This window comes from Arsenophonus endosymbiont of Crataerina pallida, from assembly GCF_964020125.1.
Taxonomy (GTDB): domain Bacteria; phylum Pseudomonadota; class Gammaproteobacteria; order Enterobacterales; family Enterobacteriaceae; genus Arsenophonus; species Arsenophonus nilaparvatae.
On sequence record NZ_OZ026540.1, the window covers coordinates 194,164 to 206,880 of the forward strand.

Annotated in this window: 12 protein-coding genes; 6 read left to right on the forward strand and 6 right to left on the reverse strand. The window is 39.2% G+C overall.

The window, feature by feature from the left end; translation table 11 throughout:
* Positions 1-7: 7 nt before the first annotated feature.
* From gpsA to AACL31_RS01100, 3 genes are all read right to left on the reverse strand, one after another.
* Complete coding sequence (gene gpsA, locus AACL31_RS01090) at positions 8-1,030, reverse strand: NAD(P)H-dependent glycerol-3-phosphate dehydrogenase (RefSeq protein ID WP_310511831.1); 1,023 nt, start codon at positions 1,028-1,030, stop codon at positions 8-10.
* The gene (gene secB / locus AACL31_RS01095) at positions 1,030-1,506 is read right to left on the reverse strand and encodes a protein-export chaperone SecB (protein WP_032115785.1); all 477 of its coding nucleotides are present in this window, start codon (positions 1,504-1,506) and stop codon (positions 1,030-1,032) included. Before secB ends, gpsA begins: the two co-directional genes overlap by 1 nt.
* Before the next feature lie 72 nt (positions 1,507-1,578).
* Positions 1,579-2,016, reverse strand: a complete 438-nt coding sequence (locus AACL31_RS01100) for a rhodanese-like domain-containing protein (RefSeq protein ID WP_310511832.1) — start codon at positions 2,014-2,016, stop codon at positions 1,579-1,581.
* A gap of 340 nt (positions 2,017-2,356) precedes the next feature.
* Between AACL31_RS01100 and envC the strand changes: the two genes are divergently transcribed.
* The 5 genes from envC (at position 2,357) to rfaC (ending at position 7,877) form a co-directional block, all read left to right on the forward strand.
* Positions 2,357-3,646 (forward strand): murein hydrolase activator EnvC, encoded by a 1,290-nt coding sequence (gene envC, locus AACL31_RS01105; RefSeq protein WP_310511833.1) that lies wholly within the window; start codon positions 2,357-2,359, stop codon positions 3,644-3,646.
* A gap of 14 nt (positions 3,647-3,660) precedes the next feature.
* Positions 3,661-4,590, forward strand: coding sequence for a divergent polysaccharide deacetylase family protein (locus AACL31_RS01110; protein ID WP_422389278.1), 930 nt, complete (start codon positions 3,661-3,663; stop codon positions 4,588-4,590).
* Between the two features lie 313 nt (positions 4,591-4,903).
* The gene (gene rfaD / locus AACL31_RS01115) at positions 4,904-5,842 is read left to right on the forward strand and encodes an ADP-glyceromanno-heptose 6-epimerase (protein ID WP_310511834.1); all 939 of its coding nucleotides are present in this window, start codon (positions 4,904-4,906) and stop codon (positions 5,840-5,842) included.
* 11 nt (positions 5,843-5,853) lie between these two features.
* Positions 5,854-6,900: an ADP-heptose--LPS heptosyltransferase RfaF gene (rfaF, locus tag AACL31_RS01120; RefSeq protein ID WP_310511835.1), complete on the forward strand. Its 1,047-nt coding sequence runs from the start codon at positions 5,854-5,856 to the stop codon at positions 6,898-6,900.
* Positions 6,901-6,902: 2 nt separating this feature from the next.
* Positions 6,903-7,877, forward strand: coding sequence for a lipopolysaccharide heptosyltransferase RfaC (rfaC, locus tag AACL31_RS01125; protein WP_310511836.1), 975 nt, complete (start codon positions 6,903-6,905; stop codon positions 7,875-7,877).
* A 167-nt stretch (positions 7,878-8,044) separates the two neighbouring features.
* On the opposite strand, the gene AACL31_RS01130 is transcribed toward rfaC, so the two are convergent.
* The gene (locus AACL31_RS01130) at positions 8,045-9,511 is read right to left on the reverse strand and encodes an ArnT family glycosyltransferase (protein ID WP_339053676.1); all 1,467 of its coding nucleotides are present in this window, start codon (positions 9,509-9,511) and stop codon (positions 8,045-8,047) included.
* A gap of 180 nt (positions 9,512-9,691) precedes the next feature.
* Entirely contained in the window at positions 9,692-10,969 is a 1,278-nt protein-coding gene (gene waaA / locus AACL31_RS01135) for a lipid IV(A) 3-deoxy-D-manno-octulosonic acid transferase (protein WP_310511838.1), read from the reverse strand.
* Between the two features lie 329 nt (positions 10,970-11,298).
* Here waaA and coaD point away from each other — a divergent pair, with 329 nt between their 5' ends.
* Positions 11,299-11,766: a pantetheine-phosphate adenylyltransferase gene (gene coaD / locus AACL31_RS01140; protein WP_310511847.1), complete on the forward strand. Its 468-nt coding sequence runs from the start codon at positions 11,299-11,301 to the stop codon at positions 11,764-11,766.
* A gap of 19 nt (positions 11,767-11,785) precedes the next feature.
* Here coaD and mutM read toward each other — a convergent pair whose 3' ends face one another.
* Entirely contained in the window at positions 11,786-12,595 is an 810-nt protein-coding gene (gene mutM / locus AACL31_RS01145; RefSeq protein WP_310511839.1) for a bifunctional DNA-formamidopyrimidine glycosylase/DNA-(apurinic or apyrimidinic site) lyase, read from the reverse strand.
* Between the last annotated feature and the right edge of the window lie 122 nt (positions 12,596-12,717).

Consider the following 12,717-nt stretch of genomic DNA (forward strand, 5'->3'; position numbering starts at 1 on the left):
TTAATGATCAAGAAGCACGTGTATCATTAGTTTCGTCTTTGGTTGCGCGGCTAAGTAATGTATTTGCCGCTTCGAGTACATTTTTATTACCGTACAGAACCTGATAGATTTGCTCGGTAATTGGCATTTCTACACCAACACGTTGCGCTAATGCACGGACTTCTTTGGTATTTAAGTAACCTTCAACCACCTGACCAATCTGCTTTTCAGCTTCTTTAGTCTGCATGCCTTGGCCGAGCAACATGCCAAAGCGACGATTACGCGATTGGTTGTCGGTACAAGTCAAAACCAAATCACCTAAACCAGCCATTCCCATAAATGTAGAGGATTGAGCACCCATAGCGATGCCTAAGCGGCTGATTTCAGCTAATCCTCGGGTGATCAACGCTGTGCGAGCATTGGCGCCAAATCCGATACCATCGGACATGCCGGCACCAATCGCAATGACATTTTTGACCACACCACCTAACTGCACACCGATCATATCTGGATTTTTATAAACTCGAAAACTCTTACCGCAATGGAAAAGTTGCTGTAGCTCTTCACTAAATTCTGCATTAGAAGCGGCTACCGCAATAGCAGTCGGTAAGCCGGCAGCCAGTTCTTTGGCAAAAGTTGGGCCGGAAAGAACAGCTAGCTGAATTTTATCTCCGAGCGTTTCGCGGGCAACGTCTTGTAACAGGCGTCCAGTCCCGTGTTCGAGCCCTTTTGTTGCCCAAATAATGCGTGAGTGTTGCGTTAAGTAAGGTTGAATATTTTGCAAAACTTGATTAAATGCATGGCTTGGAACGACGATCAATATATTGTGGCTTGCGGTTATTGCCGTCTTCAGGGAAACTTCAGGTAACAAATTGTCTGGGAATGGAACGTCGGGCAAAAATGCTTGGTTGCAGCGCTCTTGTTGTAATTTTTTAATGTGCTGAGGATCATGTCCCCAAAGCAGAACGCGGTGGCCATTACGTGCAAGTGTAATGGCTAATGTGGTGCCATAAGAGCCGGCACCGATAACTGTCATCGAAACAGTGTTCATTAAGCTTCCTGATGATCTGCCGAATTTTCAGTTTCGGCAGTATGCTGTTGTTGTAGATAGTTCATAAACAATGCATCAAAGTTAACAGGCGCTAAGTTTAGTTGAGGAAAAGTTCCACGGCTAACTAAATTGGTAATACATTCACGCGCATAGGGAAATAAAATATTTGGGCAATAAGCGCCTAAACAATGAGCCATTTGGCTTTCTTCGATACCATCAATAGAGAAAATGCCGGCTTGTTGCACTTCGCACAGGAAAGCGGTTTCTTCAGCGACGCTGGCGGTAACCGTGACCCGTAAGATAACTTCATAAACATGTTCAGCTAATTCACTAGACGAGGTGTCTAAATCTAATTTGACTTCTGGTTGCCACTCTTGCTGAAAAATATTGGGGGCACTTGGTGTTTCAAATGAGATATCTTTAGTATAAATTCGTTGGATCTGGAATACCATCTCTTCATGACTTTGTTCTGACATAATGTTAATTACCTTTTAAATTTCCTTATGATATTGAATTGTATAAACATAATTGCTGATGTGTCCGATGAATTACTTTTTGCCGCGGGCTAGAGGTAAATTTTCGCTAGACCAGCCGGTAATTCCTTCTTTTAGAATAAAGACACGTTCAAAACCATATTGCACCAGTTGTTCAGCTGGTTTAGATGCTTCCATGCCATTTGCTGAGACAACAATAATGGGTTTTTGCTTATGTTTTTCCAATTCTCCGATATTATTGTCTTTAATTTCTGATGGCGTCAGGTTAATTGAATTAATAATGTGTCCTTTACGAAAATCGTCACGGGAACGTAAATCAATACTGATCGCTTCTTCTTTATTAATCAATTGTATCGCTTGGGCACGGGTGATATTTTTTGTTTTAGCGAACAAACCCTTAAAGGTTAAGATAATTACAGCGATCAGCAAAGCGATCCAGGCCAGACTGAGTATTGGATGTCGGCTAATAAATTGCATGATTTCTTGCATCATGTGGGGTAATTACTCCCGTAGTTAGTAATAGATAGATCTAGGTTGCAAAGTATACCTTTGTCGCTGCGCAATTACAGCCAATTTGCAAAAATGACTAGGTTTTTTTGCAAATTAGTGTTCATACCGGCGATATTTGCCAGCGATATCAGTTAATTGATACCACTTAAAAAGTAGCTGACTGAAAGTAATATTAATAATAACCTATAGTTATTTTATAATTTGTTGTATAAATGAAGAAATTAAGTTTTTTCAGTATTATCCTAAAAGAAGCAGAAATGTTTACTAATTATATTAATTGTCAATAATTTTAAGTGATATTGTTTCAGGATGCTGAACTAAGATGAACAATACCAGCCGATATGGTTTAATCCTAATCCTTTTGGCTCTACTAAAGAGAGTAGTGGTTAAGTCGTTACTCTGTGTCTCGCTATTTCTTATCTGGCCATTGATTACCACAGCCAATCCCATCAGTGACAATAAAGTAAAACTGAAAGATCTGTTATCAAATATTGCAGAAAAAGAGAAAAGTGTTAAACAGCAGCAAGCTGAGAGAAATCATTTACTTGATCAATTGAAAAATCAGGAAAAAAATATTGCTGCTGCTGGACGAGCATTACATGAAACACGGAAAAAACTTTCGCAGTTAGCAAAAGAACTAACGCAATTAAATGAAAATATTAGCCGTTTACAACAGCAAAAACAGCTCCATGAAACATTATTAGCTAAGCAGCTCGATGCCGCGTTTCGATTAGGCCAGCAAAAAGGGATTGAATTGTTATTTAAAGGTGAACAAGGACAACGAGAAGAGCGTATTTTAGCCTATTATAGTTACTTAAATGCAGCCAGAGAGCAAACGATTATTAAATTGCAGCAAACAACGACCTTACTTGCTGAGCAGAAACAACAAAAGCAGCAAACGCAATTGGCACAGAAAAAAAACTTAGCCAAACAAGATCAAGAAAAGAAAACGCTAGATTCGGCGCAGGATGCTAGAAAGAAAACTCTGATATCGTTGGAATCGACTTTAAAAGCGGAGCAAAAAAGTTTGGCGGTGATGAAACGTAACGAAACACTGTTGCGTAGTAAAATTGCCAGAGCTGAACGAGAGGCAAAAGTTATAGCGGAAAGGGAAGCGAAAGAGGCGGCACGTATACGAGCAAAACAACGGCAGGCACAGCAAAAAGGAACCACTTATCGTCCAACCGAAGATGAGCGGGCTCTGATGGCGCGTACTGGCGGTTTAGGCCGTCCTGTTGGTCAGGCTCTGTGGCCGGTTCATGGCCAGATCCTTCATCACTATGGGGACAGTATTTCCGATGAATTACGCTGGAAGGGTATGGTGATCAATGCCGCTGAAGGAACAGAGGTTAAAGCCATTTCTGCCGGCCGTGTTTTACTGGCTGATTGGCTACAAGGCTATGGTTTGGTGGTGGTTATTGATCATGGTCAGGGAGATATGAGTTTATATGGTTATAACCAGAGTGCATTGGTGAATGTTGGTCAACAGGTTCGTTCGGGTCAGCCTGTTGCGTTAGTGGGTAGTAGTGGTGGACAGCAACGTTCCTCACTCTATTTTGAGATCCGTCGTCAAGGTAAAACCGTTAATCCACAGCCTTGGTTAGGGAGATAACAGTGCAAAAGCGGATGGTTTTGATAATCATGCTTCTATTGTTACTTGTAAGCGGACAAGTCAATGCTGGCAAATTAGCCATTGTGATTGATGATATTGGTTATCGTAAAACGGAAGACAATCAGGTATTAGCTTTGCCGGTGGCACTTTCTATTGCCATTTTACCAGACTCCCCTTATAGCAGAGAAATGGCCGAAAAAGCTTATCAACAAGGGCGAGAAATTTTAATTCACATGCCGATGAAGCCGATTAGCCATCAACCACTGGAAAAAAATACCTTAACGCCTGAGATGAGTGCCAGTGAAATAGAGCAGTATATCGTTGCTGCGATTAAGCGAGTACCTCACGCCAAAGGTATGAATAATCATATGGGCAGTGTGATGACGGCTGATTTAGCGGCTATGATAAATGTTATGCGCGTGCTTTCGCATTATGATCTCTATTTTCTCGATAGTGTGACGATAGCAAACACTAGGGTCAATGAAGCGGCTAAAGTTTTTACGTTGCCAACCTTACGTCGCAACGTTTTTTTAGATGATATAAAAGCAGAAGTACAAATTCGTAAACAGTTTGCCCATGCCATTTCATTTGCCCGTAAGCATGGTAGCAGTATTGTTATTGGTCACCCTTATCCTGCTACCATTGATGTGTTACAACAAACATTATTTAAGTTACCTGATGATATTGAACTAGTGGCGGTTAGTACTCTACTTAACAATAACATAAAAGATAAATTGGCGAGTCACACGGTTAGACTAAATCCAGAGAAAGTTCCGGTGCGACCCTTGGCATTGTCGAAAGTTGTCAGCGGTTACTGCGAAATATCACCAGTCACAAAAGCATTATCGGGTATTGATTTAATGATATATTTTGTCGATGCGATGTATCGTGATCCAGACTTAAAAAAACTATTTACTGAACAGAGAAAGCCACTGTTTGGCTAAATTTTTCATCATCCTAATAAAATAATAGCTGACGACAATGACACATTATTTTGTTCGCGTGAAAAAATTCGTCATAATATTTTTTTCTATATCTTTAATAAATTAAGTGAAAATTGTGCTGACCCGTTCTGCTGTAATTTATTTTAATAGAGTAGTTAATTGACTAACAGATTGAGGAGTGCAACCGTTTTGTTGCTTCTGGTTAGTTATTCTATTTGGATAAATCAGATGAGTTACTGTGGTTAACGTGGGATAAATGTTATTATCACCTAATATAAGCAACGATTAGATCGATTGAGTAGAGGTAAATCCAATGATCATAGTCACGGGTGGGGCTGGTTTTATTGGCAGCAATATTGTTAAAGCACTGAATGATATAGGGCGTAGCGACATTCTGGTGGTCGATAATCTTAAAAATGGTGCTAAATTTGTTAATTTAGTCGATTTAAATATTGCAGATTATATCGACAAAGAAGATTTTATTGCCAGTATAATGGCTGGTGATAATATTGGTGAAGTTGACGCAGTTTTTCATGAAGGCGCTTGTTCATCAACCACTGAGTGGAATGGTCAGTATATGATGAATAATAACTATAAATATTCAAAAGAGTTACTTCATTACTGTATTGAACGAGATATTGCGTTTTTGTATGCTTCTTCGGCTGCAACTTATGGTGGGCGCAGTGATCATTTTATTGAAGAGCGGCAATATGAAAAACCATTAAATGTATATGGTTATTCCAAGTTTTTATTTGATCAATATGTTCGTGGGCTTTTACCACAAATTACTTCACAAGTCTGTGGCTTCCGTTATTTTAATGTTTATGGTCCGCGTGAGGGGCATAAGGGGAGCATGGCCAGTGTCGCTTTCCATTTAAATAGCCAAATCAATCAAGGGCAAAGGCCAAAACTTTTTGCCGGTAGTGAAAAATTCAAACGTGATTTTATTCATGTCAGTGATGTTGCTGCGGTTAATTTATGGTGTTGGCAAAATAAAATCTCCGGCATATTTAACTGCGGTACCGGTAAGGCGGACTCTTTTCAGGCGGTAGCTGATGCGGTAATCGCTTTTCATCAGGAAAAAAAATTGGCAGTGGAATATATTGCCTTTCCTGATAAATTGAAAGGTTGTTATCAGGCATTTACCGAAGCAGATCTCACCAAATTACGTGCTACGGGTTACGATAAACCGTTCAAAACTGTGGCGGAAGGGGTTGCTGACTATATGCAATGGTTAAATTGCAATGATTAAATGGAAATAGTATGAAGATACTGGTAGTTGGCCCGTCATGGGTGGGCGATATGATGATGTCGCAGAGTCTTTACCGTACTTTGAAGACCCTACACCCAGACGCAGAAATTGATGTTATGGCGCCTGATTGGTGTCGGCCACTATTAAACAAAATGCCTGAAGTCAGGCAGGCCATATCGATGCCTTTGGGCCATGGTCGTTTAGCTATCAGTGTACGTCGTCAGCTTGGTATTCATTTACGTACCCAGCGTTATGATCAAGCCTATATTTTACCCAACTCTTTTAAATCTGCGCTGGTGCCTTTTTTTGCCCAAATACCAATACGGACAGGATGGCGCGGTGAGATGCGTTATTGGTTGCTGAATGATATTCGCCTATTAGATAAAGCCGCTTTTCCACAAATGGTTCAGCGTTATGTGGCTTTAGCTTATCAAAAAGGCACTGTTAACAACGCCGATGAGATCCCCAAGCCTATTTTATGGCCGCAACTTGCGGTGACAGAAACAGAGATTGTCCAGAGTAAACGCATTTTTCATATTCCAGAACAGTTACCGATTATCGGTTTTTGTCCAGGTGCAGAATTTGGTCCAGCTAAACGCTGGCCAGCTTATCATTATGCTGAGTTGGCGCAATTATTATTTGCTGCCCATGGTTATCAAATTTTAATCTTTGGCTCGCAAAAAGATAGTCGTATCGGTGAAGATATTCGACAGTCACTTTCTGCAGATTGTCGGCAGCATTGTTTTAATCTGGCAGGTAAAACAACCCTGGAGCAGGCAGTTAATCTACTGGCATCTTGTCGAGCTGTGGTGACCAATGATTCCGGGTTAATGCATATTGCGGCAGCATTAAATCGGCCTTTGGTAGCACTTTATGGGCCAAGTAGTCCTGATTTTACGCCACCATTGTCAAATCGAGTAGAAATTATCCGTTTAATATCCGGTTATCATAAGGTGAGGAAAGGTAGCGCAGAAAGTGGCTATCATCAAAGTTTGATTGATATAAAACCCGAATGCGTGTTCACCGCATTAACTCAGTTATTGGCGGAGAGCCAATAGCCATGAAAGTGTTGATTGTTAAAACCTCATCGATGGGTGATGTATTGCATACTTTACCTGCACTGACTGATGCAGTTATGCGCTATCCTGATATTCAGTTTGATTGGGTTGTTGAAGAAAATTTTGTCGAAATTCCACTCTGGCATCATGCTGTTAAGCGAGTTATTTCGGTAGCTATTCGACGCTGGCGAAAAAACTGGTTGGCAAAATCTGTCAGGCAGCAAAGAGCCGTTTTTCGTGCCCAATTGCAACAGCAAGAATATGATGCTGTGATCGATGCACAAGGATTATTGAAAAGTGCTTTTTTGATCACACGGTTAGCTAGTGGTGTAAGTCATGGTTATGATTGGAAAAGTGCTCGCGAGCCTATAGCAAGCCTATTTTATGATTGTCGCTATAGTGTCAATAAACAGCTACATGCGGTTGAACGTATCCGACAATTATTTGCTGATAGTTTACATTATAGTAAACCGACTATTGTCGGTGATTATGGTATTGCAGCCTATTTTTCGCCACCGGCTTTGGCAAAAGAAAACGATCCTTATATTATTTTTTTCCATGCCACCACACGTGATGAGAAACATTGGCCTGAGTACCATTGGCGACAATTGATCACCGCTGTAGCAGCTAAAGGCTTAACAGTTAAATTACCGTGGGGAACCAATCTGGAACATCAACGTGCCCTGAGGCTGGCCGCTGGTTTTAAGCATGTTGAGGTATTGCCTAAGCTGTCATTAGACAAATTAGCTCAACAAATTGTCGCAGCCAAAGCAGTCGTCTCTGTTGATACAGGATTAAGCCATTTAACCGCTGCACTGAGCAAACCGAATATTACCCTCTATGGCCCTACCGATCCGGGATTAATTGGCGGTTATGGTGAAGCACAACAAGCAATTGTTTCAGCTGATGGCAATATGGCGACAATTAAACCGAATGAAATCTACCAACGATTAGTTTTAATAATAGACAATAAATAGTGAAAATTTTTATCTATCTATTTGTTGACAGATAAGGCACAACCGAGCAAGGCAATTTACTCAGTTAAACTTAAGTTAGCTTTAGTAAAACTGTCAGGTTGATACAAATATAGGTAGCAATTTTGTGACAATGAAAATTTTCTTCCTATTTCATTGTCACTCTATTTTTAATGATAATTTTTTTCTGGCGCAATAAATCCCAAGCACATTGATTGCGGATCAGCGTTTGGTTCTGATTGGTAAATAATGGCTTCTTTTTTAATGGTAAATTGTGGCCAATGTTTTGACATCCGAGTAAAATTTTCTTGGCTGCAATCTTTACCTTTTCGCCCTAATAATAAAGCACCATGTTTTTTAATTGTTTTTGCCGTAATATCGCGATAATAAACATTCGGTGGCTGATCTTCACTGCTATCCCAAGGCTGGATAGTGTGTGGCCTATCAGAAGCATAGATAATAAACCATTGATAAAGGTTATCTTCGCCACCAACATATTTTAATGGTTGACCATATTTTTGCTGCCAGCGCTGTTGTCCTTCTGCCGTGAGTGCTTTAATACCGATCATTTTCTGGCCAGCGCCACGGATATTATAATTTAATACCAGGCAGTAACCTAAAAAGATCAGGCCGCCAATGATAATTAAACCAAAAAATGTCTTTCGTAGTGATTTCTTGGGCGAAATGGAGATAGAGCCAATAAATAATGGCGCCGCAATCATCATAAATGGTTGTAACCATTCGGTCATCCGCCCTCCATCATGAAACAAAAACCAACCAAAAATTACGGCCAAGGGAAGGAGTAAAATAAAATTAACTAATTGATTGGGTTGCTCTTTAGGCCAGCCTATTTTACCACCTAATAGGTAGAGAATTATGGTAGCAATAACTAACGGGTAGAAAACAGATAATGTTGAGCTGACAACATGCAGGTTAAAGCCTTGTTTGATCTGTGAATCAACCCATTTAAAGGCAGAAAAATCATTTTCTAATAGCCAGAACAAATTAGGCAAGATCAATGCAAACCAAAGTGCAATTGCAATATAAAAAAGGGGTTGTTGATAACTTTTGCGCACCTTAGGCACGAAAAGGGTTAATAAAAAAACCGTGCCAACCAGGGCCAATGTTGAATACTTACCCATGGTTGCCAAGCCAGATACCAATGCAAAGGCAAACCACCATTTAGGATGATCATAAACAGCTCGCAGGAAGAAAAGCAGCACCCAGGGCCATAGAGTGACCAAAATATAGTTATCATTATAAGGAATGATATCAAAATTAATGATGCCTGATAAATTTAGTATCAATAATGCAAACCAAGCCAATTCAATTTTGTGGCTGAGGCGGTAAGCCAGTTGCCATACCCCTATCATACCAATGGCTATACCAACAAAGTGAATAAAATACCAATAAAAACTGTAGGAGAGGTTTAAGTAGATGGCGGGCCACATAACGGCACCAACAAACCAAGGGTTTTTGGGGGAGCCCCATTCACCATTCATTCCCCAGTTAACTGCTTCAACAGCATCGTAAGGTACAGTTGGATCTAAAAAATAACTTCCACAAATCCATAAAATTGCATAAATCGATACCCACAGATAGAGCAATATTTTTGAATTTGAGCTAGATAAAGGCATATTATTTTTCATCGTTAGTTATAAAATTGGAGGGTAAGGATCCCATTTATTTGAATTAAACCAGTAACACATAATGAAGAAAAGACAAAATATGTAGTATTTGTTAAGTTATATTGTTTAGTGAATTATCATAAGTGCTATTTCGCTATGGGTTTTAGCGATATTCAATAATATTCGTATTTAATGGGTTACTGGTGGCAGGTAGGGTTCCAGTAGCTTTAGTAATTTTTGCAATGCCCCTTGATTCTCATGTAAAACTTCTGCTGCTTGACGACCATGGTATAGACGATAATCTTCATCTTTAAGCAAATGGGAAACAGTAACAGTTAAGGATTTACTATCATTAACCGTAATAAGACCATCGGCTTGTTTTAGTTTGGTACAAATATCTTTGAAATTGAAAGTATAAGGCCCCATTAAAACAGGCAGGGCATGTGCGGCTGCTTCTAAAGGATTATGCCCGCCTTTTTCAACTAAACTGCCGCCGACAAAGGCCAGATCAGCAATACCATAGAGTAGCATCAGTTCACCCATGGTATCACCAATAATAACTTGAGTATCCGTATTAGGAACGCGATTTTCGCTACGGCAAATATAGCGTAGTTTAGCTTTTTGGGTTAACGCTTTTGCTAGTGCAAAGCGTTCCGGGTGGCGAGGAACAAGGATCAGCAATAAGTCGGGAAATTGTTTTAATAGTTTAGTGTGAGCCTGTAAAATAATTGACTCTTCTCCTTCATGGGTACTGGTAGCAATCCAAACCGGGCGGTGCGGAGCCCATTGTCGACGTAATGTTATGGCTTTTACGGCCAATTCAGGGGTGACAGAAATATCAAACTTTAGACTACCTGTAACATTCAATTTTTTTCTTGCTAAACCCAATTTAATAAAACGTTCGCCATCTTCTTGATTTTGTGCTGCGATTAAGGTGATTTTTTGCAATAACTTTTTGATAAAATGACCCAATTTTTGATAACGTGCCGCTGATCGTTCAGACAGACGGGCGTTAGCAATAACTAAAGGGATTTTACGTTGTCTTAATTGAATAATAAGATTTGGCCAAAGTTCTGTTTCCATAATAATGGTTAATTTAGGATCCGTATGATTAAGGAAACGGCGTACAGATCCTGCCAAATCGTAGGGTAAATAGACATGTTGAACATCATCACCAAATGCAGATAAAACACGCTCCGAACCAGTTGGGGTCATGGTAGTAACGGTAATAGGTAGTGTTGGATAGTGATGGCGCAATGCTCTAACTAACGGAACCGCGGCTAAGGTTTCGCCTACTGAAACAGAATGTAATAATATACCGCCGGGAATTACCTTACCATTACAAAAACCATATCGTTCACCCCAACGTTTGCGATAAGCGGGAGATTTGTGACTACGCCACAATAAACGTAACCAAATAATAGGTTGAATAAGGTAAATAAGTATTTGATATAGACGTAATAACATTCTATCACATTGACTGATTGAGATTAGCACTATAGTAGCATATTGCACATAAGAAAGTGCAATGAATATCTATTTAAATAGCGTTTTTATTCATCATTAAAGATAAAATTTTTTAATATTTTGTCCGTTAATTAAAATTAAACTAGTGATTAACTAAAAATATGATAGTAATTATCATTTATTTTCAAAAGATAATAAATTGTAGCTATTCTTATCAATGATAGAGATTTATTTTGTCAACATAATTGTTCAATATGCTTAAACAATACGATAATATGTGTTCAGTTGTTCGTTATTAGTGAAAATAACTTTATGAAAAAAAAAAAGCAATTTACCCTGGTACTTTTGATCCTATAACTTACGGTCACTTGGATATTATAGAGCGCGCTGCCTTAATATTTGAACAGCTAATATTGGCTATTGCTGATAGTTCGCGTAAAAATCCGATGTTTACCCTCGATGAACGTATTTTGTTTGCTAAAGAACAGACAAAACATTTAACTAACGTTGAAGTAATCGGGTTTTGTGGGCTCACGGTAAATTTTGCGCAAAAACACCAGGCTAATATTTTGATTAGAGGTGTGCGAACCGTATCAGATTTTGAATATGAATGTCAGTTGGCTAATATGAATAGTCATCTAATGGCTGATCTAGAAACCATCTTTTTATTACCTTCTCCGAAGTTGTCGTTTGTTTCTTCTTCTTTGATTAAAGATGTTGCCCGCCATGGCGGTGATATTTCATCTTTTATACCAGAACCAATAGCTAAAGCAATGTTGCAAAAAATTGAACAATAAAAACGAGTTATACTTAAGTTTATTTTTGGCAACTATGACAGAAAAAAGTACTGCGTTGCCCTAGTTTTATTGATTCAATCAGTTGACCACAATGGGTACAAGCTTGATCTTTTTTACCATAAACAAACAGTTGTTGAGCAAAGTAACCCGGTTTGCCATCTGACTGTAAAAAATCTTTCAATGTTGTTCCACCCTGTTCTATTGAACGTTGAAGAACTTGTTTAATTTGAATAACTAAATTGCTGATCTCTTTTTTTGTCAATGAATGTGCAGCTCTGGTTGGCAGAATTTTGGCAGCAAATAGCGCTTCATTAGCATAAATATTGCCTACACCGACGACGACTTTATTATCCATTAACCAAGGTTTGATGGCGGTTTTTTTATTTTTTGCTTGTTGATAAAGATAATCGGCGCTAAAATCGATAGAAAGCGGTTCCGGCCCTAGATGGGAAAGTACAGAGCAATTAGCCAGGTCATTAGTCCATAACCAGGCACCAAAACGTCTGGGATCGGTATAACGCAATATTTTGCCATCGGCTAGAATCAAGTCGATATGATCGTGTTTTTCGGCTAATTGTTGCTTGGTTAAGATGCGTATACTACCTGACATACCCAAGTGAATGATTATCCAACCATGCTGGAGCTGAATGAGTAAATATTTAGCGCGCCGTTTAACACTGATCACTGATTCATTGGCGATATGTACAATTTCTGTCGCTACCGGCCAGCGTAATTTACTATTGCGTACTATGCTATATTGTATTTTATTACCAACCAAGTAGGGTTCAATTCCACGTCGGCTGGTTTCAACTTCAGGTAGTTCTGGCATAGATCCCTTAATTATGTAACTAGTCGTTAATATTAATATATACTACTGTATCTTGTGTTGGTTAGTCGATAGAATAGAATGCGTTAATATGTTATCTGGAGTGCAAATGAAGAAGCTTATCT